This is a genomic window from Dyadobacter flavalbus, from assembly GCF_006149045.1.
Lineage (GTDB): Bacteria > Bacteroidota > Bacteroidia > Cytophagales > Spirosomataceae > Dyadobacter > Dyadobacter flavalbus.
Genome location: NZ_VBSN01000049.1, coordinates 204,217 through 230,473, shown reverse-complemented (window position 1 = coordinate 230,473; position 26,257 = coordinate 204,217). Strand labels below are relative to the sequence as shown.

The following is a 26,257-nucleotide window of genomic DNA, read 5'->3' as shown; positions in this document are numbered from 1 at the left end:
AAAAAACATGCCCAAACCATCTGAACAGCCCTGACACAGCCTTAACTAAAAATCCATGTCCGGTTTATTATACAGACATGGATTTCAGCTGATTTCACACCTTACAAACCGGTTAAGGCCTTTCTGGATTTACAGCATTTTGGGAACGTCGCAGCAGTTTATTTTACAGCACTTTTCAATACGGTATATTTCAGGTTGTCCAATGCAATTCCGGATGCCGATTTGATGTAAAGCTTTGACATTTCGCTTTCAGGAAAGAAAATATCGGTCATGACCGTAAGCCCGTTATCCGCAAAAAGCTCCACCGAAGCAACGTCCGCAATCAATGTGAATGAAATTTTTTCTTCTGTTGCAAATCTGGGCGCTTTGTGCCTTTCGCCAAAACCTTTTTCAAAGTCGGTTTTGCCGGATTTTGAACGGTCTATGTAATACTGGTTTGCAGCTTTATCGTATCCTACAATGAGTTCATTGCCCGCTTCATTGGCCAGCAAAACGGAAAAATCCGCCGTGTTTTCAGTGCTTAGATCTAGCCGGAACAAACCTGTTTTGTTTTTTGCTTTTTCCGTCAGGTCCAGCTGATCTTTGACCCGTACATGCTTCATTGAAAACCCTGCTGCGTTCAGCGCATCCAGCTCTTTTACAGGAACAGAAGTAAGATAAAGCTCTTTTCCGACCGTTTTCAGGCCTAGCTCACGTGCAATGGTATTTGCGCTCCGCCATGGATCGGTCGGGACCTGATTGGCATATTGCCAGTTGCTCATCCAGCCCATCAGAATGTTGCGGCTGCCTGTATTGGAAAATGTAACGGCTGCATAGTTGTCTGCTCCGAAATCCAGCCATTTGGTTTCCTTTGAATTGGACGTGAAAGTCTTTCCGTCAAAATTTCCCAGGAAATACTGTCCCGCAGAACCTTTGTTGGGCCCGCCCGGATTGATGTTGACGATCAGAACCCAGGTTTCTTTTCCCTCGTGCATGATCGGAAACAGATCCGGACATTCCCATACGCCGCCATGCCCGCCTTCATTTGCACCAAAGTCACTTTCGCGAGTCCATGTTTTAAGGTCGGGGGAAGAATAAAAGGTGATCCGGTCCTTTGTTGCCAGCGTCATGATCCATTTTTTCTGAGGCTCAAACCATCTTACTTTCGGATCACGAAAATCGCTGATGCCCGGATTTTTTACAACGGGATTTCCCTTGTATTTGGTCCATGTTTTGCCTTCGTCGAGGCTGTAAGCAATGCTTTGGGATTCATGTTTGCCGGTTTTCTGCTTTTCCTGCACGGGATCGTGATGCGTGAAAATGGCAACCAGCGCATCTTTCCCGAATCCGGCCGTATTGTTTTTGTCAACCACTGCGCTTCCTGAAAAAATATAACCCAGACTGTCGGGATACAGGGCAATCGGCTGTTCTTTCCACGAAACCATATCCTTGCTTGTCGCATGGCCCCAATGCATGGGCCCCCAGATTTTGTCATGAGGATAATACTGATAAAAAAGGTGATAAGTCCCGTTGTGAAAGACCATGCCGTTCGGATCGTTCATCCAGTTGGCTTTTGGTGTAAAATGAAACTGCGGCCGGTACTTTTCCTTAAATTCCTGCGCCATAACCTGAATTGCGGTTAATGCAGAAATGTAAAACAGGATGATCGTTATTTTTTTCATGTATGAGCTGGATGTTTTTGGCTGTTGGCTTTTGAAATGTTGAATTGGGGATTATAAATGTCAGTTTTTGATTTATTGCTTCTGGCTGTACAGCAAATGTCAGGCCGCTATCTGCTGAAAGCTAACGGCTAAAAACTAAAAGCCCGGATTTTGATTATATAATCCTTTTGCAAAACTGATTTTGCTTTGCGCGACAGGAAGATATACGTCGCATCCTGCCGGGAATCCGGAATTCGGCGGTTGATAAAAATGGCCGTCTTGCTTTTTCCTCTTCAAGATACACATTTAATGTTTTCCCGGCCATGCCCCGGCTCACCGCATCGGAAAATCACGGAAATCCTGAGCTTTTCAGGCAGCCGGTACATGCTCATGCCTTGCGGAGGCAGCAGCAGTATGCAATATTTGAACATAAACTTTCAATATTGTAAAAAGATGTCCTACTTAGCAAAATCATTAACAACAAGCGGTTAAGGAACAATTCCTGTTCGTTGAAGGCGTTCCGGAAGCATACGGCAGGCTGTCTTTTCAGGATATGCAGGCACAAAATCTAACCAGCTCTTACTTAACGTATTTACTTAAACAAAACTATATTTTAATGAAGCTTCCAAAGACCCTGTACGGTTTTTTAATGATCCTGATGGCCTCTGTTCCCGGACAAAGCCAGCAATACACAAAGTACGTCAATACGTTCATCGGTACGGCACCACTTACTGATCCGGAAATACTCGGGTACAAGTTGCCCGAAGGCTGGCGTTCATGGGCCGGACTGACTTTCCCCGGCAGTTCGCTGCCTAATGCCATGGTGCAGCTGAGCCCTATGACAGAATATGGCTCGGGCGCGGGCTATGAGTATGAAGACGACATAATCCTGGGTTTTACCCACACCAACAAAGGCCACTGGAACCTGTGCAATATTCCGGTTTTGCCGCTTTCCAATCCGGGCGGGAAATTCGGGTCAAAGTTCAGTCACGATAAGGAAAGTGCCGCGCCGGGATTTTATCAGGTTTATTTGGATGATTATCATGTAAAGGTAAGCCTTACTTCCACGCTCCGCGCCGGGTATCACCGGTATGAATACCAGAACAGCAAGGACCGTCAGATTCTTTTCGATCTTGCAAAGGCCAATAACAAAATTTCCAACTGGAGCATGGAACAGGCAGGAGTCCATGCCGTTCAGGGATTTCAGCAGACAGGCGAAAAAATTTACTTTTATGCCGTGCTGAATACACCTGTTCAGAAACTGGAAAAGAAAGAAGAAGGCGCAACGGGCGGTTATGCAATCGTGCATCTGGCCGACGGGAGCAAAGAGCCTGTGGAACTTAAAATCGGGATTTCATTTGTAAGTACGGCTAATGCAAAAGAGAATCTGGAAAAGGAAATAGGCAGCAAGACATTCGAAAGTGTCCGCGCGGAAGCTACCCGTACGTGGGAAACACTGTTGTCATCGGTGCAGGTCAGAGGCGGTACGGAGAAGCAAAAACAGATGCTTTATTCCAGCCTTTACAGGTCGTTTTTGTGGCCTGCGCTGCGCAGCGATGTAAATGGCTCGTTTACAGATGCAAAGAAAAATGTCGTCAAAGCTGATTTTCGTTATTACACAGAGCCTTCGCTCTGGGATACTTACCGGAACAAGGATGTGCTGCTCGGACTGATTTCGCCGGATGTAACGCGGGATGTGATCAAATCCATGAAGGATGTCGGTGATAAAACGGGCTTCATTCCCACCTTTTTTCACGGGGATCACGGATCGTCATCCATTGCAGGTGCTTACCTTCGGGGAATCAAGGATTTTGATATAAAAGGTACTTATGAAATCCTGCTGAAAAATGCGAACAATCCAGACGGCGCCCGGCCGTACGTTGCCGAGTACATTCAGAAAGGCTATATCTCGGACCCGGACGTGCCCAATCCGCATGTGGAAACCAAAGCCAGAGCAGGCGTTTCCAAAACACTGGAATATGCATATGATGATTACTCGGTGGCGCAGCTTGCGAAAAGTCTGGGCGATACGGCCAATTACAAGGTGCTGATGGCACGGTCCGGAAATTATAAAAACATGTTCGATGCTTCCACCCGGTTTATGCGCGGCAGGCTCGAAAACGGTGACTGGATCAAGCCGTTCAATCCGCAATACCCTTATTATGAATACATGTACCGTGAAGCCAATGCGTGGCAGGTGTCATTTTTTGCGCCGCACGATATGCCCGGACTGATTGCACTTTACGGCGGCCCGAAAGGCTTTGAGTCGAAACTGGATTCGCTTTTTACGGTTCCCTGGAACCCGTCCTACATTGCACGCAATGTGGAAACGATGATCGGCCAGTACTGCCACGGAAACCAGCCCGACCACGAGGCGCCATTTGCTTACCATTTCATCGGAAAACCAGAAAAGTCGCAGAAAATCATTGACCATATTCTCAATAATCTGTACGGTATCGGTGACGAAGGGCTGGCGCTTTGCGGGATGGACGATGCAGGCGAAATGTCGGCGTGGTATGTGTTCAGCGCATTGGGATTATACCCGTTTTCGGCTACCGATCCGGAGTACATTGTGACCGTTCCGCTTTTTGACGAGGTGAAATGGAAAACCAGCAGCGGCAAAATGCTTACCATCAAAAAACCGGCAAAAGGCAGGAACCTGACGGCCATCAAAGTAAACGGGCAGAAGACGAACGGCTATTTTGTGCCGCACAGCCTTTTTCTCAATGGCGGGGAAATTGAAATGGTGACGCGGTAGTTGGGAAATGGAGGAAGGAGGAAGGAAGAAGGAGAAAGGGAAGAAAGGTTTTGGGTTGATTGATTGGTAATTAAACTGTTTTGGAAACTGGTTGAAGGATTTTTTATAAAAGCTTGTACGGAATTCCGTAATTATTCATACGTTTTTCAACCAAAACGGGTGCTTGTCAGGCACCCGTTTTTGCTAAATACAAAATAAAATTATTCTAATTTGCAAGCAGCACTTTCAGCGTTTCCGAGTTGGAAGCCGACTGCACATGTAACAAATAAATGCCTGCCGGAAGCCGAAAGCGACTTATATCAATATCGGAAACAGAACCCGCATGCAGACCTTCAGGCGTACCGATCGGGATCATGTTGCCCGTTTCACTGACAAGCGACAAGCCGATAGCATTCTGATGCCGGCTTCCCACGCGGATCGTAAAGCGGTCTTTTACTGGATTTGGATAAATGATTGAGCTTTCCGTTTCCTTTTCAGCATCGTCTGCTGTTTCTGACTCGGCCATTCTTGCTGATGAAATTACCGGTTCAGTAGTCGTTACAATCAGTTCGGGCGGATTTACGGCATTTTCCCTGCTGTTGAAAATGACCCTGTTATTGGCCGCGAACATATCGGCCAGGATCAGCGTCAGCGTCTTGTCCTGTGCAAGCTGCGATTTTGCAAAGTCGGTAATATCAATTTCATAAAACCGGGCCTTCCGCATCGAATTGAATTTTCCAAGAAATACAGAAGTGCCGGTTGGCGCATTGCTCGCCGTAATTCCGGTTTCCGTCCAGTTATCGTTGTCAATACCGGTGAGGCCAACCTGAACGGTTTTGCTGCCTTCATAGTTACGCCCGTAAATGCGGATCCTTGCACTATTGATACTGCTCAACCCGGCCAGTGAAAACTTCATATATGCCGCACGGTCATAATCGGCGTTTGTATTTGCTTTCAGGTCAATGGTTTGTTCAAGTCCGAAGTTGGTCTGCGAGCTGCTTCCAAAACGTATGTAAGCATCTGCAACAGGTTTAGTCGACAGTTCTACCAATGGTTTGATAAATTCAACTTCTATGGCTGCTACGGAAGCCCGGTCTGCATTTTTCCTGAAATACAGGCTAAGAAAACCATCCCGGACGTCTACTTCGAAAGTTTCTGTCACTGCTGTGAGCGGCGCGCCTGCTTTCCGGAGAATGCTGTAATTATCCAGTTTTATCTGGCCTTCAGCCTCCACATTGAACTTCCTCCTGATATCAATGGCCGGCCTGTTGGGAAAAACGCCCCAGTATATTTCTGCAAAATGAAGCGTAACCTTGTATACGCCGGTTTGTACCGGAATGTCGTAACTAAAAGAATCATCACTGCGGGTGTTGCGGTACAAATCGTCATCCGGTGTGTTCAGGATATCAACTTGCCCCACAAAGCTTGTGCGCCTACCGTTAAAAAATGCATCAGCCTGAAAAACACGTCCGTCGGCAGTTGTGAAATCATCGCCGCCCGCATTGATGCGGATAGCAGGAACATCTGCCGGATCAGTAAGCTTCAGGATAACTGTAATGGTTTCTTCATCATAAAGGTTCGGAAAACCGGCAATACTGACCCTGACATTAAACTGATAAGTACCGGATTCCCACGGCGTGTTCCAGCTGAAAGCGCCAGTAGAAGCATCAATGGCAGCGCCGGCAGGCGCGTTTACAAGCGAAAAGATCTTGGTTTGTCCAAATCCTGCTGTTGCATCCGCTGTAAACTTCAGTATTTCGCCCGGCTGCAGTAATTTGTTACCAATCGGGCTGAGTACCGGAGGATTGGTGACTTCATTAACCGTCAGGTTGACTTTCAGCAATGCTCTGGCATATCCGGGTGCTGTTGCAGAAATGACGGAAATATACCTGCCGGGCGCAAAACCTTCCGTATTCACATGGAAGGCCAGGGAGCCCAGTGCGGGCGAAGGCAAATCCGGCCATTTGGCGGCAGATTTGCGAAGCGAGATATCTGGTGAGCCTGTGCTGGCAGACAGGTTTGCAATTCGGGAAGAGTCAGCAGGCATGTTTGGAAGCGTGAAATCGAGTGCTCCGGGAGAAAATGTGAGCTTTCTGTCATTTGATTCAGAAAGCAGCTTTACAGTCCAGATACCTTGTCCGTATTCGGTTTTACCGCCTTCTACATTATCGGTTAATGCATGCCCGGTAAGGAAGTATCCGCCATCAGACGTAGGGAAAGCCCCGGCTAATTCAACAATTCCTCCACCAATATTCCTGTCCCATATTTTTGATCCGCTGGCATCAATTTTCACGGCCCAGAAACCGTATCCCTGCAATTCCGGATCTGTGTGGGGATCAGATAAAGATGTTCCGCCTATTCCACCAATCAAATACCCGCCGTCAGAGGTTGGCTGAATGGATTTAATCAAATCAAAATCGCTTCCTCCATAGCTTTTATCCCACAGCTTTTCTCCTTCCGAATTGATTTTGACCACCCATACATCATAATCGCCGAAAACGGGAGCTGTTTTGTCTCCTTCAACTTCAGATGAAGATATTCCGGCAAGCAAAAAACCGTTGTCTTCGGTACGCGTGATAATAGGATCACGGTCAAAGTATCTGCCGCCATAGGTTTTGTCCCAGAGTTTGGTGCCGCTGGCTGAAAGTTTTACAATCCAGTAATCATACGAACCCTTGGAATCTGCTGTTTTATTTCCACCTATTTCTGAATCGGATTCGCCAGCTACGATAAAACCTCCATCCGGTGCCTGTATTAACGATGAAACACGATCTCGCAAGGATCCACCCAGGGTTTTGTCCCATTGCTTGTTTCCGTTTGCGTCAAGTTTGATCACCCAGTAATCAAATTCTCCATACGAATTTTCGGATTTAATCCCATTTGCAGGAGAACTTGACAAACCGCCAATGAGATACCCTCCGTCAGAAGTCTGTATTGCTGTTGCCAGATTGTCAGTGCCTGTTCCGCCATACGTTTTGTCCCATTGTTTGGTTCCGTCTGCGGTAATCTTGATAATCCAGTAATCAGTACTAATCGAGTAGGCCGAATCTGTCTTATCACCACTGGCATCAGAATCGGACTGGCCTCCAATCAGGTATCCGCCATCGGATGTCGGGATAACAGACTGCAATTCGTCTTCTTTATTTCCTCCATATGTTTTTTCCCATTCTTTGTTTCCTTTACTGTCCAGCTTAACAATAAAGTAATTTGAGCCAACATTACTTTGGGGATATAATCCAACAAGCAATCCGCCATCCGCAGTAGGGCATGCTACTCGGACATAAGGTCCAAAGTTCTCAGACAGTGTTTGCAGCTTGTCCCATTCCACCGCTGGCTGCGCCAGCAGGTTTCCTGTAAAAAAAGCAGCTAGGATGAAAATCATGTAGGGTTTCAGGTACTTCAAAAAAGTCCGGTGAAAACAGTTTTTGGGTAAAGGATTGTGAGCAGATAAATGTAAATGCATGTGATGTGAGCAGTTAAGGGTTAAGTAGAAAAGATTTATTTCTATCAAAATGAAATAAATGTCCGGATAAAACCGGGCATTTCAGCAGTCAGATTACTCTGTAATCAACACTTTCAGTATTTCAGAAGTATTACTGGAATGTACTTTCAGCAGATAAATTCCTTTGCTTAAAGACAAACCGGAAATATCCGCTTCCACTTTGCTGCCGGCATGCAGTTCTTCCTTTGTATTGACCGGATAACTGATGCCCGCTGCATTGATCAGCTCCAAGGAAATATTTTCCTGATGCTTGTTGCCGATCTGGATGGTAACATGTTTCTGTGCCGGGTTCGGGAAAATAGTGGAAGCAGTTCGTTCGCTTTCGGTATCCACTTTTACTTCGTCTGAATTCTTCGCTTCACCTGTTCTCGTATTGGTAATTGCCGGCAAAGATGAAAATAAGAGTAGCTCAGGCGGGTTTACCGTATTTTCCCTGCTGTTGAAAATGATCCTTTTATTGGCAGAAGACATATCCGCAAGCATCAAAGTCAGTGTTTTGTCCTGATCAAACTGCGCTTTTGCAAACTCGGTAATGTCGATTTCAAAAAACTTGGCCCTGTGTCTGTAGTCATTTATAACAAACGAATTCAGAAATGTGGAAGGACCGGTTGGTGCATTGCTTCCGGTAATGCCGGTTTCAGACCAGTTATCGTTGTCAATGCCGGTTAGTCCGACCTGGACGTAGTTGGTGCCTTCGTAGTTTCGCCCATAAATGCGAAGCCTTGCACCGATAACATCTCTTACACTTGCCATTGAAAACTTGATATATGCCGTACGGGCAAGTTCGTCCTTTGTGGTCGCTTTCAGGTCAATGGTTTGTTCAAGGCCATAATTGGTCTGCGAGCTGTTTCCGTAGCGTACATAGGCATCCGCAACCGGCGCTGCTGACAGCACTGTCAACGGTTTAATGGCTCTTACTTCAATGGCCGAAACCCTGGGCAGGTCACTGCGGCCTTCCAGGAAATCCAGATCTAGAAAACCGTCAGTAACGCCTACTTCAAAAGATTCCTGCACCGCTGTGAGCGGCGCGCCTGCTTTCTGTAAAATTTTGTAATCATCCAGTTTTCTCTGGCCTTCTGCATCAACGTGGAACCGTCGCCGGTAAATATTGGCAGGACGGTTGGGAGAAACGCCCCAGTATATTTCGGCAAAATGCAGTGTAACCCTGTAAATACCGCTTTGCACAGGAATCCGGTAACTGAAAGAATGATCGCAACGGCCGGTCCGATACAGCTCGTCTTCCTGTGTGTTCAGGATATCGACACCCTTAATCGAGCTGGTGCGGGTATTGCTGACATAGAACGTGTCGGCCTGGAACACATGGCCGTCGGCAGTCGTGAAAGCCTTGCCGCCTGCATTGATCCGGATGACATTCATATCTGCGGCTTCCACAACCTGCACTGTAAAAGTTTCGTCTTCATAAAGATGTGGGAAATTTACGTCACTGACTCTCACGGTAAACGGATAGGATCCTAACTCAGAAGATGCAGCCCAGCTGAAAGCACCTGTGGAGGCGTTAATCGTGGCACCCGGTAACGGGTTCAGAAGCGAAAATGTCTTGGTTTGTCCATATCTTGTAGTCGCAAATACAGTAAACCGGAGTGTCCCGCCCGGCAGCACTGCCTTGTCTTCAATCGGGCTGAGATTCGGAGGCATTGATGCCTCTTTAAGTACCAGTTTAACTTTCAGAAACGCCCTTACATACCCGGGAGCTATGGCTGTAACCATGGCGCTATACCGGTTTGGCGTAATACCTGATGTTTTAACCGTAATCGGCAACGATCCCAAAGCCGGTGCAGGCAGATCAAGCCAGTCGGCAGTAGTTGTACGAAGCGTAATTGCGGGCACACCTGAGTCGGCATAAATGCTTACGTTTTGAGCAGAATCAGGCGTTGTACTCAGGAGGTTAAAATTCAGTGAATCGGCAGAAAATGCCAGCTTCCGGGTATTTCCTTCCGGTTGCAGCTTGACAATCCATCCGTCTTCCTGCAAAGGTTTCTGCATGATGTCACCCGATCCGGTAGAGCCGCCTGCCGATCCGATCATCAGATAGCCGCCATCTGCGGTAGGGATCGTGCGTGTTCCTCTTGCAAAATCATCACTTCCGTCTCCGCCCGGGGTCTTTTCCCAAAGCTTTTTACCCGTTGCATCCAGCCTCACAAGCCATGCGCTGAAAGTGCCTCTGCTGGGCAGTGTTTTACTGCCGCTTATGCCTGATTTGGACACGCCGCTTATGATGTAGCCTCCATCCGGAGTTTGTCTGACCGATCCCAGACTTTCCGCTTTTGAACCTCCAAGGGTTTTGTCCCACTGTATATTCCCCAAACCATCGGTTTTCACAATCCAGTAGTCGTACCATTCTCCACCGCTTTTTTCACTTTTGTCTCCGCTTATCCCTGATTCAGAGTTTCCGCCGATGATTACTCCGCCGTCAGAGGTAGCCTGCATATCGACCATTTCGTCAAATTGGTCACCGCCGATTGTTTTGTCCCAAAGCTTCGTTCCGTCGGGTGAAAGTTTTACAAGCCAGTAATCCCAGATACCCTTCGCATTTTCGCTTTTGTCGCCGCTTGCATTGGAATCCGAGTAGCCTCCCAAAAGAATACCGTCACGGGTAATCAGCAAGCCGCCCAGTCCTTCCTGTCCGCTGCCTCCGAAAGTTTTGTCCCATTGTATCGCTCCGTTCGCATTGATCTTGACAATCCAGAAATCATCCCAGCCTCTTGCAGCTGTTGTTTTATCCGCGCTGATATCCGAAAAGGATGAACCGCCCAGCAAAAAACCGCCGTCAGCAGTTTGTCTTATTACTGCCAAGCGGTCCGACTTGTTGCCTCCAATGGTTTTTTCCCATTGCATCGTTCCGTTGGCGGCAAGCCTGATAACCCAGAAATCCCCGCGTTCGTGTTCTACTGCAGAGCGGTCATTTTCCGATTTATCCGCACTTTTATCGGAGCCCGAAGTACCTCCGACCAGATAGCCGCCGTCTGTTGTCTGAATGATGCGCGGTTCGTATTCCGATCCTGCGCCGCCCAATGTCTTTTCCCACTCAACGATTCCGGATGATCCTATTTTTATGACCCGGAAATCATCAAAATTTTGAAAGTCTGAAGACGGGGGAATTGCAGAAAAAGTACCTGCAACGATATACCCGCCATCCCGGGTTGCGGTTACAGACCTTAATTTATCTACGCCCGCTTTCGGGTACAGCCATCCCCACTCAATGCCGGGCTGTGCAAAGGCAACTGCCGCTGTGAAAAGAAAAAAGGACAAGAAGAGAAGTTTCCTGTCTGCAAGGCATCGGTAAAGTAAATGTATTGACATAGAACGTGAGCTGGTTTGACTTTTATCAAAGATAATCCATATGTCTGCTGCCGTTTACTATAAACTTTGGGGAAAGTTATTAAACGGAAGTCGACCCGGCGGTGATCCGGCTTGTTTTTCAGTTTTACATGTTCTGGCGAGGTAAGCCGGAAAGAGCGCATTGGCAAACAAGTGGCATGATAATTACGGGTCTGTAAATGTAATACCGGTGCATGCCAGGAAGAGTACGGCAAACAAGCTTGTTGAAAAGCAGGCTTTTAACTTTTTCAAAGGATTGGATCCGAATCGAAAAAGTGAATTGCTGGTTGAAAAGAGAGCGTTGCGCAAGCCTGGTCTGATGCTTTTTATACTCCCGTTTCCAACCTAAACAGAACAAGATTGTACCCACTTGCCGAACCTTCATTTACTTATGGAAATACGCCTGTTTCTCCGGAAGATTTGTACGGAAGTTTGTTCCAGGACGTTCAGAACAGCCATATTTTTGAAGACTCCAAAACTTTTGCCGATGCTGTTCCATTACAGGATCCGGCATGGATCAATGAAAAATATCAACAGGAAAAGGATCACCCGGAATTTGATCTCGCCGGTTTTGTCAACAAATATTTTCGCATATCCGCCCACATTCTCTCTCCGTTTGAACCCGACCATAGCCGTTCCGTTTCAGAACATATCGAAAGATTATGGCCTGTGCTGACAAGGCAGCCGGAAGAGCAGGAACGCGGCGGTTCCCTGATCCCGTTGCCCGAACCTTATGTGGTGCCGGGCGGACGTTTCCGGGAAATTTATTACTGGGATACTTATTTCACAATGCTGGGACTGAAAGAATCCGGAAAGACAGAACTGATGGGGCATATGATCAATAATTTTGCCTATCTGATCGAGAGTTTCGGCTTTATTCCTACTGCCAACCGTACATATTATCTGAGCCGTTCGCAGCCGCCTTTCTTTTCCCTGATGGTGAAGCTGTACAGCGAAGTGGCAGGAAAGCAGATCCTGAAAAAATACCTTCCGCACATGCAGCGCGAATACGATTACTGGATGGATGCAGGCGATACAAACGGGGATTTCAGTGCGCACCGGAGGCTTGTAAAACTTCCTGACGGAAATGTCCTGAACAGATACTGGGATGATAAATGCACACCGAGGCCGGAATCCTACATCGAAGATGTGGAACTTGGCCATGAAGCATTTACAAAGCACAAGGTGCAGCCCGAAGTTACTTGTCGCCACATCAGGGCGGCGGCGGAATCCGGCTGGGATTTCAGCAGTCGCTGGTTTGCCGATGAAAATGATTTTGCAACGATCCACACAACGGATATTCTGCCGGTTGACCTGAACTGCCTGATGTATTTTCTGGAAAAAACGCTTGCAGAAGCATACCGGCTTGAAGAAAATACGGAATTGCAACATGCTTACGAAACAAAGGCGGGGAAACGAGCCGGTGCCATCCGGACTTACTTCTGGGACGCCAGCAAGCGGTATTACATGGACTATGATTTCAGAAAGCGTGATTTTACGAAAGCAGTGACGCTTGCCGGTGCATTTCCCTTGTTTTTCAAACTGGCTTCCAAACCGCAGGCGCGCTTTGTGAAGGCATATATCCGTCTGAGTTTTATGAAATCCGGCGGCTTGTTAACATCCCGGGTGAAATCAGGGCAGCAATGGGATGCCCCGAACGGATGGGCGCCTTTGCAATGGATTGTTTACAAAGGACTGCGGAATTATGATTTTCACCAGATTGCTGACGAACTGTCGGCAGAATGGCTCGGACTGATCGATAAGGAATTCAGACATTCCGGAAAGATGCTCGAAAAATACAATGTCTCTGACACCAACCTCATCGCCGGCGGCGGAGAATACGAAGTCCAGGAAGGTTTTGGCTGGACAAACGGGGTTTACCTGCGAATGAAGAATAAAAGGTTATTCAGAACACTGGAAGGTTGAATCTGTAATTTTCCCGGAACTTTTACGAAATATTGGCACATAACCTGACAATATGGCTGTATTCGAAAACAGGCATATCAGTTACTTAAATGCAGGTTTTTAGGCCGTTTTAACGCTGTAAGGCCCTGTTTTATGATGTTCAGACGGTCTGTTCTGAACCGGCAATGCACTTTGCCGGGCACAATATTTTTGTGAAACGAACATGAAGTTTCAACACATTAAATTATGATTAAAATTATCCAGCGTCAAGGAAGTGTAGACTTTGCCGCCTTCCATATCAGTCTTTTTTTAAATATTTACTTGTTGCATTCCTTACAAAGTATTCCGGCTGCATGGATGTTTTCAGCGGTTAAAGTTTTTTTCGTATTTCCAATGCTTTGGTTTTTAAGTAAATACAAAGTTATATCAATGAAGCCGGCAACGTATGGAAACCGTAGTTGTAAACGTACCGGTGCTTAGTTAAAAATTCTGAGATTACAAAGTCGCTGGCCGGTTTCCTGGCTGTAAAAGGTCTTTTTGAACTAAAAGGCAGATGTAATGAAAACAAACAAATACTAACTGATGAAGAAAGGACATCATGTCGAAACTCCAACTCCCTGGGAACGGTTAATGGGGATACTTTATGTAGAAAGAACTACAATCAACTATATTTTTATTTATGCCATACTGATTGGTCTGATCGGACTTACGCTCCCGCTGGGAACAACTGCTGTTTTTAATTTTCTGTCCAACGGCGCGCTCTACAGTTCTACGTATATATTGATTGGTGTTGTGCTGCTTGGCGTTATAACAGGTGGCTTGTTGCTGATCGGCCAGCTGACACTGGTTGAAGTAATCGAGCAAAAGATTTTTGCAAAAGCAGCACTTGAATTTGCCTACCGTTTTCCGAGGATCAAAAAGAAAGAGCTCAGCGGTGAAAACCCGCCGGAACTTGTAAACCGTTTTTTTGATGTGATCACCATCCAGAAAGGGCTCACCAAATTGCTTGTGGACGTAGTTGCATCCACCGTCCAGATTTTCTTTGCGGCAATCCTGCTTTCCTTTTATCATCCGATTTTTGTCGTTTTCGGGGTGTTTACGGTGCTGGTCATTCTCCTGATGCTGGCTCTGTTTTACAAAAGAGGTGTGCTTACCAGCATAGATGAGTCGGAGTACAAGTATGAAGTTGTAGCCTATCTTGAATCCGTAGCTGCGGATCTCGACCAGTACCGGTACCGGTCAGAACAGCTCTCAAAAGTGATTCTGGAAACCGACAAGATCACGTCCAAATACCTGAAAGCCAGAAATGCCCATTTTCTGATTTTGAGAAAGTTCTTTGCAAGTTCGGTCGTTTTACGCACCATCCTGATGGGCGGACTCTTGCTGCTGGGCTCTTATTATGTGATCGAGCGACAGATGACGCTGGGCCAGTTTGTAGCCGCAGAGGTCATTATAGTACAAATCAGTTATGCCGTTGAAAAATTTATGACAAGTCTGAACACAATCTTTGATATGGTAACAGGAAGCGAAAAGCTCGCGGTTGTTACGGATCTTGAACTGGAAGAAAGCGAGGTGAACAATGACTGGTAATCTGTTGGAAAATGAGACTTGGGAGGACATGAGCGTTCTTTCCAGGAACGAGATCCTGAAAACGAGAGGGCCGAAGCTTCTGGGCAGGATCATGCTGGTGCTGCTTCTGCTCTTCATCATAGTTCTGTTTTTGCCATGGCGGCAAACCATTTCCGGCCGCGGGCATATTACCGCACTCAGGCCGGAAGACAGGCCGCAGACGGTTCAGAACCAGATTGGTGGCCGCATTGAACACTGGGCCGTAAGGGAAGGACAGCAGGTAAACAAAGGGGATACAATCCTGATTATTTCGGAAACCAGCCAGTCCTATTTTGACCCTGAACTGCCGCTGCGTCTGCAGGAACAGCTCAGGGCCAAGCAGGGAAGCGAAGAAGCGGCAGCCCAGAAAATGGCAGCCACAACAGCTCAGATGAATGCATTGAACAAAGGTCTGACGATCAAGCTCAATGCAGCGCAGAACAAAGTCCGGCAGGCTGAAAATTACGTGAAAATTGACAGTGCGGAGCTTGTGGCGGTTGAGCGGTTTTATGAAATTGCCAAAGCGCGCCTTGAACGGTACGAAACCGGTTACCGCAACGGTCTTTTTTCATTGACCGATATTGAATCCCGCAGGCTTAAACTGCAGGAAGACAATGCCAAAGTGGTCAGTCAGCAAAACAAGCTCAACAATTCCATTCAGTCGCTGCAGAATGCGCGCATCGAGCTGGACAATATCAGAGCGGAATATGAACAGTCGCTGGCGAAGGCACAGTCTGATATGAGCTCGGCGGTTTCCAGCAGGGTAAGTGTGCAGGGCGAAATCTCCAAACTGCGCAATGAGATTTCAAATATCAACATCCGTCGCGGCCTGTATGTCGTCCGTGCGCCTCAGAGCGGATTTGTGGTCAAAACGCTTAAGGCGGGGATCGGTGAGAATATAAAGGAAGGTGAATCCATTGCAACGCTTCAGCCTGAGGCGCCGATGGTAGCAGCAGAAATTTATGTGGACGGGATGGATGTTCCTTTGATCCTGAACAACAGTGACGTACGTCTGCAGTTTGAAGGCTGGCCGTCCGTCCAGTTTTCCGGCTGGCCGTCTGTTGCTGTGGGTACTTTTGCAGGAAAAGTGTCGGTCATTGATCTTGTGAGCAGCGAAGGCGGCAAGTACCGTCTGCTGGTGAAGCCAACATATCCCGTTCCTGAAAAAGATCAGCCCTGGCCCAAGCAGCTGCGGCAGGGATCGGGGGTTTATGGCCGTGTTATTCTCAGGTCTGTTCCGTTATGGTACGAAATCTGGCGACTGCTTAACGGATTTCCGCCGAGCCTGAATGCCGAGCCGAAGGAACAGGCAACAAATAAATGATGACAATAAAAGGGGCAGTAATAATGTTCAGCATAAAGCAATTAACGAAAAACAGGCCGGTACTTCCTTTGGTTTTCCTGCTTGTTATCCATTTTGTGACATGTCATGCACAAACTGACACATTGAACCGTTCCGGGCGGGTATTTGCATTGCAGGATTTCGAGCAGATTGTTCTTGCCAATCATCCTGTTGTGAAGCAGGCCGGACTGCTGACCGATGAGGCGAGGGCCAAAGTACAGCAGGCCTGGGGCGATTTTGATCCGGCCCTGAAAAGCTATTTTGGCAGGAAAACATTCGGCAATACGGAGTATTACAACAATTGGTCGAACGAACTTAAAGTTCCTGTTTGGCTTGGAGGAGCAGACCTGAAGGTTGGATATGACCGCTTTGTAGGGACTTATACAAACCCGGAAACCCGGACGGGCGTACCCGGTCTTACCGGGCTCGGGCTGAGCATTCCCATCGGACAGGGATTTCTGATTGATTCGAGAAGAAATACGCTGAGGCAGTCTAAAGTAATGGTGAATTATGCAGAAGCCGAGAAGATCAAACAGATCAATCAGGTCTGGTTTGCCGCAGTGAAAGATTACTGGAACTGGTTTTATGCTTACCGCCAGTTTGAACTGATCCGTGAAGGCGCCGATCTGGCATACAAAAGGTTTGTGGCTGTGAAAAACCAAACGCTGCTCGGTGACAAGCCCGCCATCGATTCGGTAGAAGCTGCCATTACTTTTCAGGAGCGCAGTCTTCAGCTTGAAAAAATTAAAGTGGAACTGAACAACTCGCGCCTGCTGATGTCCAATCATCTCTGGAATGACCGGGAAGAACCGGTAGAACTGGCCGAAAATACAATTCCCCAGAACACCGAGCCGCCTGCTTCCGCTTATTACAGAAACCAGCTTGAGACACTGATCGGCAATGCAGCCAGCACACATCCGGAACTCCTGTTGCTGAAGAGTAAGAGCCTGCAGCTTCAGCTCGAAAGAAATTACCGGCGGGAAATGCTAAAACCCAAGCTCAACCTCAGTGCTTCACTGATCACCAGCAGAACCGATTTCAGCAATTACGTTCCGGAATATTATGACCTGCAATGGAGTAATTACAAGCTCGGTGTAGACTTTTCTTTTCCGTTGTTCCTAAGAGCCCAGCGCGGTAAACTGCAGGAAATAAAAGTAAAGCAACTTGCCCTGCAGTATGATGTAAAACAGACCGGACGCGAGATAAACACCAATATTCTCAATGCTTATAACAATCTCGTAGCTTACGAATCACAGCTGGCGATCCAGAACCTGAGCATTGAAAACCAGCAAACCCTGCTCAATGGCGAACTTGCCAAATTTGATCTGGGAGAGAGTACATTGTTCCTGATAAACAGCCGTGAAACCAAACTGATTGACATGAAAATTAAAATGGCCGAACTTGTAACCGGGTATCAGAAAGCCGTTGCGCAGCTTTACTATTCGGTAGGGTCCATTGCAGAAAGGTAAACTGTCACTGGTATTTGCTGAAAATCAGCCGAAACCTTACGCAAACAGGTGCTGCGTTTTTTTGAAAAACTTATAACTACAGCAAAAATTACGTAGCTTACCTGCATGAAAACGCTTACAGAAAGTCAAAAGCTGCGTTATTTCTATTTTTTTTACCTGTACGTGATGCAGGGCATACCTGCCGGTTTTGCCCTGATCGCGGTGACAAATTACCTTGCAGCAAAGCAGATAGATGCCAGGTTACTGGCTAATTTCGGCGTTCTTGTCGGATTGCCCTGGGCATTCAAGTTCGTTTGGGGGCCGTTGGTGGATAAATTCCAGGATTCCGGCATGGGCAGGCGGCGTCCCTGGGTGCTTTTCTCGCAGGTGATGGCTTTTCTGGCTTCCCTTCTGCTGCTTTTCTTTACAGATCCGGTAACTGAATTCAATGTGCTGGTCAGTGCGTTTGTACTGCATGGTGTGTTTGCTTCTTTGCAGGATATCAGCGTGGATGCCATGGCCATTACGGTAGTGCCGGAACCGGAGAGAGGGCGGACCAACGCGCTGATGAAGAGCGGCATGGTAAGTGGCCAGGCCATAGGTTCGGCCGGTCTTGCGGTAGTAATGCATCATTCCGGCTTCCAGACTGCCGCTGTTGTTCAATCTGCTGTTTTGCTGGTGCTTACCGTACTTACTTTTTTTATCAGGGAAAAACCGCAGCATGCTTTTTTGTCATTCCGGGCTGCAAGTTCGCAGCATACGGATTCTTCTGGCAAACAGCCTTTTTTCAAACTGGCAAAGGAACTTGTAAATGCCATATTGGTACGCAGGAGCCTGTTTCTCTTTTGTGCAGTAGCTGCTGTGTTTATCAGCGAGCGTCTGTTCCAGCGCATCTTTACACTTCATCTGATACAGAAACTAAACTGGAGCGATACATCGGTGTCGGTACTCAGCGGAACTTACGGCACCATGACGGCTGTAACCATTGCATTAATCGGCGGCTGGCTGTCGGACCGTATCGGGGCATTGCGCATGTTATTCGGCGTAACATTGGTTATGGGCGCGGGCTTTGTTTGCTTTTCCCTGTTTCGGGCTTCGTGGACGCATTCCATGGTATCTACGTCAGGTCTGCTTCTGCGGCAGATGTTTGAGTCTCTGTTCAGTATAGCAGCCTTGCCTGTACTCATGAGTGTTTGCCGGCGAAAGATAGCTGCTGCACAGTTCGGGTTTTACATGGCCCTCAGCAATCAGGCGGATGTACTGGGTATTTATATGTCCGGACTCTTGTTCATTCGCTTTTCTGCGCCGGCTATCGGGATGGTTTGCGGACTGGCCATACTGCTGGCAACCGTACTGATTTGGATTGCAGGAAAGATGCATGCAGAGTCTTAAGAATACTGCAACATGACCGGTCAGGTAAGTCTGGCAGACCGGATTGCCTGCACCCATTCGTTTTTTCCGCACCGGCTGCAATTTTTTGATTTACCTTTTAATTCTTCCACATTACCGCAGTATGTACAGGCGTGATTTCCGGTGCTTTTGATGATACTGCTTTTCTTTTGGTACAACTTGGGCATTACGGGCAGTCCGGGTTTCACATCGCTGTCTTCAAAGTAATAAAAGCTTACATTTCCGTTTGTTTCCAGAATTGCCGTTCTTACCTGCCCCAGATGTTCAATGTTCTGCTGCCTCATTTCAGAGAAAAATTCGTCTTTGGCAAAGGTTCTTTCACCGGTGTCGAGGTTGAACATGCCGTCTTCAATGATGTAAACGGGATCTCCTTCCAGAACACTTTCAAAGGCTTCGTTCCTGGCTGCGATCCAGGTAATCAGCCGGTAAAGGCCCAGAACGGTAAGAAATACGATCAACGCAGGAATGATGGCGTTATCCTTGTTGGACATGGGGTCGCCCGCCGCAGAGCCTAATCCAATGATAATGGCTACTTCAAAAATCGAGAGCTGGCGTACTCCTTTTTTGCCAGTCATTCTCAGAAAAATGAGAATGACCGAAAACATGATCAGGGTGCGGACAATAATCTGTAAGGTAAAATTCCAGTCAAGATCATTGATAAACACTTCATTCCAGTCAAATTCCATTGGTTGATTACAGTATGGTGAGGTTACTATCTTACTGTCTTTAAATAAATGTACCAGCCTGTCTTATAAACTTTTCCAACGAGAAATGCCGGTAAACAAACGAAAAACCGGCTGCTTTTACTGGTATTGATTTGCATGGAAAACGGTTTAATCCGGTAAAAAGCGGAATGTTCTCCAAACCTTCAGCCCGCTGCAAAGAACCGCCTGGATGTAAGTATTTGCATTGTAGAACTAGTTTAATTTATATGTGACCTGATTATGATTATATGTTTATTTAAAATATAAATTAATTTACGTATAAAGTCTACGTTATTGTAAAAAATACCAGATTATTTAAGCAATTTGGCGGCATTGTTTAACTCAAAACAGCGGAATGATTGATATAAAACTTTACAGCAAATTCAATGATTTGACCAATGCTTATGAATTTACGGCCTATTGTGATGAAGGGCTGAAAGCAGGGGAGTATTTCCGGTACAACGGGTACGAGTATCTGATTACGTCGGATCCGGTATATCGCAGCAGCAAAGATGATAAACCAGGTATTGTTGAAGCAGTTTTCATGGCAGTCAGGCTGGGAACGTATATCACAACCTAAAAAGCAGTTTGATCAGAACAAGAAAACAGCACGACATATTAACTTATGCCACATTCAGGACCTATTTTTTTAGTTGAAGACGATGAAGATGATCAATTGATGATTACGCAAGCATTACGGGAGCTGGGGATTACAAACCGGGTCGTTTATTTTCAGGACGGCGTTGAGGTGATCAAATACCTTGGATCAAGTATGCAGCAGCCTTTTCTGATTATCTGCGATATTAATCTGCCATCCATGAACGGGTTGGAAACCAGAGAATACATTGAAAATTCTCCGCTCTTGAAAGAAAGATCCATACCGTTTTTGTTTTTTACAACCTCGAATCATGTTCTTACGGTTAAGGAAGCATACAAGTATACCGTTCAGGGATTTTTTGTCAAGACCAACAATTACAACAAGCTCAAAGAAGATCTGTCTATCATTTTCAAGTACTGGCAACTTTGCCTGTTGCCGGACCGGGTCACCTGACTTGAATAAAAATAGTTTTTCAAATGGCTAAGAACTGCGTGCGCAACCGGCTTTGCTGAAAGGTCATCGTTGTTTTAGAAATTGCAGAAAAACATATCAGTCGAATTATCAGACCTATATGGCACATCGATTGGTACTATACGCTGATGATCCGGTGTGAATTAAAGCAGCCTGTGACGTCATCCCTGGCATTCGTTTTTATATCCTTGTTAAATCTGCCCTGAAACAGCACAGGCTATAAAATAAATATCTGATTCAAGTCAATAATGACGTTTACCGGCTGGATTTTTATATTGATATACGTAAAGTAAATGATGGAAAATGGCCCAATCCTCTATGTTGGAGGAGATGAAGACGATCGTTACCTGGTAACGGATGCATTAAGAGACATTGGATGCACAAATCAGGTAGTCAATTTTGATAACGGCAATGCCCTGATCGATTATCTTAATAACAGTAAGAGCAGACCTTTTATGATCCTTTGCGACTTTCATCTTACCGGAATGTCGGGCATGGAACTAAAAGAAGAAATCAATTCCGATATCAAGCTGAAGAAGCATTCCATACCGTTTATATTCTTGTCCGAGTCTGTTAATCCCAGGGATGTGGAAGAAGCCTATATGTCGCTGGTTCAAGGATTTTACGTAAAAGCGCCTACTTATGACGGCTTGAAAGATCAGCTTCAGTCTATATGCGGATATTGGGAACGTGCTATCCTGCCTGGCCAGAGGGTTTGATTATGATAGCTTTGTAATCAGGAAGCAAGTTCAGAACGCTTGTTTTTTGGTCCTATTTGCTTCCGGAAAAAGTAAAATGGAAAGGTTTACGGTCTTTATTCCGGATCAGTTTACAAGTATTTCTTTTTCAACCCCGTGTAAATAAGACAGCCACTTGTCTTTACTTTTATCATATACAAAAGTTACAACTTCCTGTGTTGTACTGCCGGGATTGTAAAGGGCGGGTTCATGCGGGGAAGTACGCAAGTGTTTTATGAGATGAACAGCAAGTTCCATGGTTTGGTTATGTTCAGGTTGGTCTGGCAGCAGATTGAAGATCCTGTCATATTCCGTAAGGTTCCAGCTCAAATCAAAATTTTCCATTGAAATACTTGTTTATGTTCCTGATTTGCAATTAAATAAAACTTTACCTGCAATGCAATTCAGGTTGTGGTTTCCAAAAAGAAAATCTATTGTTTGCTTTGCCTTGTGTTGTCATCCTCATTTCAGCGCCACCTTTCCTTGCTTTGATGGATTGGCAATTATTTTTTGATTGTATTCTCTGATTTCTACCAATAGGGTGCTCCTCCGGAGCGATGATTTCTGCTTGTTTTGCAATTTCTATAAACAGGGTGCTCCTCCGGAGCGATGATTTCTGCTTGTTTTGCAATTTCTATAAACAGGGTGCTCCTCCGGAGCGATGATTTCTGCTTGTTTCGCATTTTCTACAAACAGGGTGCTCCTCCGGAGCGATGATTTCTGCTTGTTTTGCAATTTCTACAAACACGGTGCTCCTTCGGAGCTATGAATTATATATATTCTGCTTTCTACGATCAGGATGCTGCTAGGAGCAAAGTGCCCATTGAATAAAGTTGAGACGAACGTTTTCCGTATAATGACGAAAGCAGAAACCACAATGCACTTATCATCATGTCACCATGCACCGGAAAAAATACTTTTGAACAAAACCGGATCATTGGCCGGACCAGCGATTATGCTTTTATAACAAGCCGGTAAAAACGGAAAGAATATTTAAGAAAAGTTTATAAACTGAAAAGTTGTCTCAAAAAGCGTTCAGGAAATCCAGATACTGCACAACACTGTTTTCAATCCATTCAGCCGAAGCATTGTATTCAATTCCGTAGACAGCAAACGGAGGTTTATAATCCGCCTTTACGTATTCAAACGTAAGCTCAAAAGGCCGGGTCAATTCTGTAAGGGAATACTTGAATATTTTTGATGGCCCGTACTCCTGTTCATCAGCGCCCAGCGAGATCGCAAGCGCTATTTTTTTGCCCGCAAGTTTGTAGCCGCTTTTGCTGCCATAAGCCCAGCCGTGCGTCAGTACTTCATCCAGCCATTTCTTGAAAAGCGGAGGACAATTGAACCAGTAATAAGGAAACTGGAAAATAATCTTCTCATATTGCTCCACCAATTTCTGTTCTGCTTCGACATCGATTTTTTCATTGGGATAAACTTCGTACAACGGATGAACGACGTACTTTTCAGGGAATTGGTTCAGTGCTTCAATCCATCTTTTATTCACAGCCGAATGCGCTATATCCGGATGAACAACGATTATCAATGTTTTCATTTTGTTAAAACTTGCCTATTTCATGATGCAAAAGTATAGGGCATAACATCAATTTCGTACATTGGCAACCCATTGTGCGGTACTATAAGAAATGTAAGTAATGTCTAAAATCAAAGAAACGTCGACCAATTTCGCCAACAAAACAGCCCTGTCCGATGAATGTCCGGAAGTGTATACGGCCAACCTCATCGGCGGCCAATGGGCTTTGGTGATATGTTCCTGGTTACTGCAGGGAAAACTCAGATTTAGCGAGCTGAAGAAGCTATTGCCAAACATAACCGAAAGAATGCTGACGCTGCAGCTGCGAAGGCTGGAAGCAAACCATATTGTAAAACGCACGGTTTACGCGGAAGTCCCGCCACGCGTTGAATACGAACTGACACCCATCGGCTACGATCTGAAGCCGGTCATTAAGGAACTGGAAAAATGGGGAGAAAAACATAAAAACCTGTAAAAACAACCAAACATCTCACGTCCAGCTTTTCACAATTTACATCTTACATTTCACAACTCACATCTCACAAAAAATCACCTCAAAGTAATAATCCGGCTGTACCGCTCTGTTTTCTCCGTTCCGCGAACAATGTACATTTCATAGGCTCCGTCGGGAACGTCTTCGGTGACAGCAAATGCCGGAAACGAGAGAAAGCCATCAAAAATCCCGTAAACACTGCCTGAAAAAGGTAATACATATTCTTTTCTGCTTCGATGATCAACGAGAATCAGTTCGATCTTGTTTGGCGTTGGACCCCATGTTTCGCTGTAAACCAATATTGGTTCCTTCCGGCTGATTTCGGTAACAGATGGAAAATAGTGCAGGCTGGAATTCAGGTAAGTTTCAAATGAACTGCGGCGTGAAGGTTGCGTCACAATTCTTGCAATAGGCTGGGTGCGGGTCTTGGTTATGAAAAAGTGATCTTCACCGGAATATTGAAGCAGCCATTGTTTTTCAGAGTAAGGCTTCTTTTCTTTTCCGTTTTCCAGATAAGTGATTTTGTAATTGCCCAAACCGATGCTTTCCGGCAGATTGCCGGACAAGGATCCCGGTTTTTCGTATTTCAGAGCAATGCGTTCCGGCACTATGAAATCATTCTCAACAATGGCTTCGTACTTGCCTGCGGGCGAAAAATTAAATCCGTTTACCTCAAAATAGCGGTCCGGTTCCAGCATATGCCAGGAACCCCTTTTAAAAGAAACTGCTCCGGGCTTGACAGTGATTTGTGAAGACAGCAATTCCGCTTTCGGGCCCCACACTACTTCCGCCTTGTATTCACCAGGTACTATTGTAGCCGGCAATGTAACGGACATGGAATCCTGAAAACGGCTATAATTAGGATCAGCATACAGCTCATACGCTATTTCCCCCGTTACCTTGCTTGTAAAACGGATCTTAGGTGCATAAATCAGCTTTTCGCCTTCAAAAACGGTGGCCACTGTTCCTTTCAGCTTAATGGCCGTTTTGATTTGCGTTTCCGGTTCAAGCGTCAGCTGCAGGTTTTTCGGAGGTTCTGCGATCTGAATCGCTTTGAATGGAATAACAATAATATTGAAGTTTCTGGTATCATTGGCGCTATGCAGTGAAATGCTAACTTCCTGATTTTCATATTTGAATCCATCCAGCGCTGGCGACGTACAAGTATAGCCGGCTTCCGGTATGACTTCCGGTTTGATATAGTCGCCCGCTGCATAATTTTCAGGAAGGTTTATTACAATCAGATCTTTCCCGATGCTGATATTTTTCGGGTCTACTCCGGGAATCGTAAACTCCAGCACATTGATTTTTTTTATCTCACCGGTTTGGGGTACGGGTTCTTTCGTCTCTTTACATTGCCAGCAAAGGCAGGCCAGGCACAGGATAAGGTGGAGTGTCCGCTTCATAGAGGAATATTTTTTCTGTAAGATAAAAAAATACCCTCGCATTGCAATGCCTGTTCAATGAAGCAGATACGGGCGGCGGAGCGAGGAAAAGGTGGGAAGGAAAGAGGGAGGAAGGAAGAAAGGGAAAATGGAGGAAAGGGAGGAGGTAGGAGGGAAGGAAGGGAAAAAGGGAGGACGGAGGAAAGAAAGGGGGCCAGTTACAGTCCTTTTATCCTACCTCCTTCAATCCTTCCTCCCTTCTCCTTCAATTCTTCCTCCTTCAATCCTTCCTCCTTTCATCCTTCCTCCTTCAATCCTGCCTTCCTCAATCCTGATTTTTCAGCGAGGCCATGTCAATGACGAAGCGGTATTTCACGTCGCCTTTCAGCAGGCGTTCGTAGGCATCGTTGATTTGCCTGATGTCGATCATTTCAATATCTGCAACAATATTGTGCTCGCCGCAGAAGTCCAGCATTTCCTGTGTTTCGGCAATTCCGCCGATCATGGAACCTGAAAAGCTTTTGCGTCCGGCAATGAGGCTGAATGCGGCGACAGGAAGCGGATTTTCCGGTGCACCCACCAGCGCCAGCGAACCGTCCACACGAAGCAGGCCCAGATATGCATTGATGTCATGCTCGGCAGAAACCGCATCCAGAATAAAATGCAGTTTTCCCTGATAAGCGGCCATTTGCCCGGCGTCTTTGGACATAACCACTTCGTCTGCTCCCAGGCGTTTTGCTTCGGCGAATTTGGATTCTGATGTTGTAAATGCAACTACTTCGGCACCCATGGCTTTTGCAATTTTAATCCCCATATGGCCCAGACCGCCAATGCCGACAATCCCTACTTTTTTGCCGGGACCGACATTCCAGTGCCTTAATGGCGAATAAGTTGTGATGCCTGCGCATAGCAATGGTGCCGTTGCAGCAAGTTCGAGGTTTTCAGGAACGCGGAGTACGAAATTTTCGTCAACGACAACGCTTTCGGAGTAGCCGCCGAATGTGGGCGTATCGAGGTATTTATCCGGAGAATTGTAGGTTCCGGTCATGCCGGGTTCACAATACTGTTCCAGGCCTTCCTGACAATACTGGCACTCACGGCAGGAATCCACCATACATCCGACACCTACAACATCGCCTACTTTGAACTTGCTCACGTGGTCACCAACGCTGACGATCCTGCCTACGATCTCGTGACCGGGTACGCAGGGGTAAATTGTGCCGTGCCATTCGTTTCTTGCGGTATGCAGGTCGGAGTGACATACTCCGCAGTAAAGAATGTCAATTTCCACATCGTGTGCGGTCGGTTTTCTGCGGTCAATGCCAAGTTGGTTTAAAGGGGCTTCGGCTGCTTCCGTACCGTATGCCTTGATGTTTGTTGTTTCTGTCATGTTGTAAATTGGTT

General features: G+C 46.3%; 19 protein-coding genes. 11 read left to right on the top strand and 8 right to left on the bottom strand.

What is annotated here, in order from left to right; genetic code table 11:
- Positions 1–158 precede the first annotated feature (158 nt).
- On the bottom strand, positions 159–1,661 hold the full coding sequence (locus FEM33_RS16815) for a glycoside hydrolase family 32 protein (RefSeq protein ID WP_139013158.1): 1,503 nt from the start codon (positions 1,659–1,661) through the stop codon (positions 159–161).
- A 595-nt stretch (positions 1,662–2,256) separates the two neighbouring features.
- On the opposite strand from FEM33_RS16815, the gene FEM33_RS16810 reads away from it, so the two are divergent.
- Positions 2,257–4,398: a GH92 family glycosyl hydrolase gene (locus FEM33_RS16810; protein WP_139013157.1), complete on the top strand. Its 2,142-nt coding sequence runs from the start codon at positions 2,257–2,259 to the stop codon at positions 4,396–4,398.
- Positions 4,399–4,603: 205 nt separating this feature from the next.
- Here FEM33_RS16810 and FEM33_RS16805 read toward each other — a convergent pair whose 3' ends face one another.
- Positions 4,604–7,759, bottom strand: a complete 3,156-nt coding sequence (locus FEM33_RS16805) for a CBM96 family carbohydrate-binding protein (protein WP_161597166.1) — start codon at positions 7,757–7,759, stop codon at positions 4,604–4,606.
- A gap of 174 nt (positions 7,760–7,933) precedes the next feature.
- The gene (locus tag FEM33_RS16800; protein WP_139013155.1) at positions 7,934–11,200 is read right to left on the bottom strand and encodes a CBM96 family carbohydrate-binding protein; all 3,267 of its coding nucleotides are present in this window, start codon (positions 11,198–11,200) and stop codon (positions 7,934–7,936) included.
- 378 nt (positions 11,201–11,578) lie between these two features.
- Here FEM33_RS16800 and treA point away from each other — a divergent pair, with 378 nt between their 5' ends.
- The 6 genes from treA (at position 11,579) to FEM33_RS16770 (ending at position 18,913) form a co-directional block, all read left to right on the top strand.
- The gene (gene treA, locus FEM33_RS16795; protein WP_139013154.1) at positions 11,579–13,144 is read left to right on the top strand and encodes an alpha,alpha-trehalase TreA; all 1,566 of its coding nucleotides are present in this window, start codon (positions 11,579–11,581) and stop codon (positions 13,142–13,144) included.
- 225 nt (positions 13,145–13,369) lie between these two features.
- Entirely contained in the window at positions 13,370–13,603 is a 234-nt protein-coding gene (locus tag FEM33_RS16790) for a hypothetical protein (RefSeq protein ID WP_139013153.1), read from the top strand.
- A gap of 102 nt (positions 13,604–13,705) precedes the next feature.
- Entirely contained in the window at positions 13,706–14,713 is a 1,008-nt protein-coding gene (locus FEM33_RS16785) for an ATP-binding cassette domain-containing protein (RefSeq protein WP_139013152.1), read from the top strand.
- Positions 14,714–14,741: 28 nt separating this feature from the next.
- Positions 14,742–16,055, top strand: a complete 1,314-nt coding sequence (locus FEM33_RS16780; protein WP_229214283.1) for an HlyD family secretion protein — start codon at positions 14,742–14,744, stop codon at positions 16,053–16,055.
- A gap of 23 nt (positions 16,056–16,078) precedes the next feature.
- Positions 16,079–17,542, top strand: coding sequence for a TolC family protein (locus FEM33_RS16775; RefSeq protein WP_139013150.1), 1,464 nt, complete (start codon positions 16,079–16,081; stop codon positions 17,540–17,542).
- A 105-nt stretch (positions 17,543–17,647) separates the two neighbouring features.
- A complete protein-coding gene (locus tag FEM33_RS16770) occupies positions 17,648–18,913 on the top strand; it encodes an MFS transporter (protein WP_139013149.1) in 1,266 nt (421 codons plus the stop codon).
- Positions 18,914–18,933: 20 nt separating this feature from the next.
- Here the strand turns inward: FEM33_RS16770 and FEM33_RS16765 are convergent, their stop codons facing one another.
- On the bottom strand, positions 18,934–19,617 hold the full coding sequence (locus FEM33_RS16765) for a DUF421 domain-containing protein (RefSeq protein ID WP_139013148.1): 684 nt from the start codon (positions 19,615–19,617) through the stop codon (positions 18,934–18,936).
- Between the two features lie 373 nt (positions 19,618–19,990).
- On the opposite strand from FEM33_RS16765, the gene FEM33_RS16760 reads away from it, so the two are divergent.
- The 3 genes from FEM33_RS16760 (at position 19,991) to FEM33_RS16750 (ending at position 21,423) form a co-directional block, all read left to right on the top strand.
- Positions 19,991–20,215, top strand: coding sequence for a hypothetical protein (locus FEM33_RS16760; RefSeq protein ID WP_139013147.1), 225 nt, complete (start codon positions 19,991–19,993; stop codon positions 20,213–20,215).
- 45 nt (positions 20,216–20,260) lie between these two features.
- On the top strand, positions 20,261–20,686 hold the full coding sequence (locus FEM33_RS16755) for a response regulator (RefSeq protein ID WP_139013146.1): 426 nt from the start codon (positions 20,261–20,263) through the stop codon (positions 20,684–20,686).
- A 311-nt stretch (positions 20,687–20,997) separates the two neighbouring features.
- Entirely contained in the window at positions 20,998–21,423 is a 426-nt protein-coding gene (locus tag FEM33_RS16750) for a response regulator (RefSeq protein ID WP_139013145.1), read from the top strand.
- Positions 21,424–21,528: 105 nt separating this feature from the next.
- Here the strand turns inward: FEM33_RS16750 and FEM33_RS16745 are convergent, their stop codons facing one another.
- Positions 21,529–21,786 (bottom strand): hypothetical protein, encoded by a 258-nt coding sequence (locus FEM33_RS16745; RefSeq protein WP_139013144.1) that lies wholly within the window; start codon positions 21,784–21,786, stop codon positions 21,529–21,531.
- Positions 21,787–22,465: 679 nt separating this feature from the next.
- Positions 22,466–22,996, bottom strand: coding sequence for an NAD(P)H-dependent oxidoreductase (locus FEM33_RS16740; protein WP_139013143.1), 531 nt, complete (start codon positions 22,994–22,996; stop codon positions 22,466–22,468).
- A 100-nt stretch (positions 22,997–23,096) separates the two neighbouring features.
- Here FEM33_RS16740 and FEM33_RS16735 point away from each other — a divergent pair, with 100 nt between their 5' ends.
- A complete protein-coding gene (locus tag FEM33_RS16735; RefSeq protein ID WP_139013142.1) occupies positions 23,097–23,450 on the top strand; it encodes a winged helix-turn-helix transcriptional regulator in 354 nt (117 codons plus the stop codon).
- A 74-nt stretch (positions 23,451–23,524) separates the two neighbouring features.
- Here the strand turns inward: FEM33_RS16735 and FEM33_RS16730 are convergent, their stop codons facing one another.
- Both FEM33_RS16730 and FEM33_RS16725 read right to left on the bottom strand, forming a co-directional pair.
- Positions 23,525–24,874, bottom strand: coding sequence for a hypothetical protein (locus tag FEM33_RS16730; RefSeq protein WP_139013141.1), 1,350 nt, complete (start codon positions 24,872–24,874; stop codon positions 23,525–23,527).
- A 304-nt stretch (positions 24,875–25,178) separates the two neighbouring features.
- On the bottom strand, positions 25,179–26,243 hold the full coding sequence (locus FEM33_RS16725; RefSeq protein WP_139013140.1) for an NAD(P)-dependent alcohol dehydrogenase: 1,065 nt from the start codon (positions 26,241–26,243) through the stop codon (positions 25,179–25,181).
- Positions 26,244–26,257: the final 14 nt, after the last annotated feature.

Coding starts and splice junctions, on each gene's coding strand:
- FEM33_RS16815 (WP_139013158.1), bottom strand. CDS start 1,661: ATGAAAAAAATAACGATCATCCTGTTTTACATTTCTGCATTAACCGCA.
- FEM33_RS16810 (WP_139013157.1), top strand. CDS start 2,257: ATGAAGCTTCCAAAGACCCTGTACGGTTTTTTAATGATCCTGATGGCC.
- FEM33_RS16805 (WP_161597166.1), bottom strand. CDS start 7,759: ATGATTTTCATCCTAGCTGCTTTTTTTACAGGAAACCTGCTGGCGCAG.
- FEM33_RS16800 (WP_139013155.1), bottom strand. CDS start 11,200: ATGTCAATACATTTACTTTACCGATGCCTTGCAGACAGGAAACTTCTC.
- FEM33_RS16790 (WP_139013153.1), top strand. CDS start 13,370: ATGATTAAAATTATCCAGCGTCAAGGAAGTGTAGACTTTGCCGCCTTC.
- FEM33_RS16785 (WP_139013152.1), top strand. CDS start 13,706: ATGAAGAAAGGACATCATGTCGAAACTCCAACTCCCTGGGAACGGTTA.
- FEM33_RS16780 (WP_229214283.1), top strand. CDS start 14,742: ATGAGCGTTCTTTCCAGGAACGAGATCCTGAAAACGAGAGGGCCGAAG.
- FEM33_RS16775 (WP_139013150.1), top strand. CDS start 16,079: ATGTTCAGCATAAAGCAATTAACGAAAAACAGGCCGGTACTTCCTTTG.
- FEM33_RS16770 (WP_139013149.1), top strand. CDS start 17,648: ATGAAAACGCTTACAGAAAGTCAAAAGCTGCGTTATTTCTATTTTTTT.
- FEM33_RS16765 (WP_139013148.1), bottom strand. CDS start 19,617: ATGGAATTTGACTGGAATGAAGTGTTTATCAATGATCTTGACTGGAAT.
- FEM33_RS16760 (WP_139013147.1), top strand. CDS start 19,991: ATGATTGATATAAAACTTTACAGCAAATTCAATGATTTGACCAATGCT.
- FEM33_RS16755 (WP_139013146.1), top strand. CDS start 20,261: ATGCCACATTCAGGACCTATTTTTTTAGTTGAAGACGATGAAGATGAT.
- FEM33_RS16750 (WP_139013145.1), top strand. CDS start 20,998: ATGATGGAAAATGGCCCAATCCTCTATGTTGGAGGAGATGAAGACGAT.
- FEM33_RS16745 (WP_139013144.1), bottom strand. CDS start 21,786: ATGGAAAATTTTGATTTGAGCTGGAACCTTACGGAATATGACAGGATC.
- FEM33_RS16740 (WP_139013143.1), bottom strand. CDS start 22,996: ATGAAAACATTGATAATCGTTGTTCATCCGGATATAGCGCATTCGGCT.
- FEM33_RS16735 (WP_139013142.1), top strand. CDS start 23,097: ATGTCTAAAATCAAAGAAACGTCGACCAATTTCGCCAACAAAACAGCC.
- FEM33_RS16730 (WP_139013141.1), bottom strand. CDS start 24,874: ATGAAGCGGACACTCCACCTTATCCTGTGCCTGGCCTGCCTTTGCTGG.
- FEM33_RS16725 (WP_139013140.1), bottom strand. CDS start 26,243: ATGACAGAAACAACAAACATCAAGGCATACGGTACGGAAGCAGCCGAA.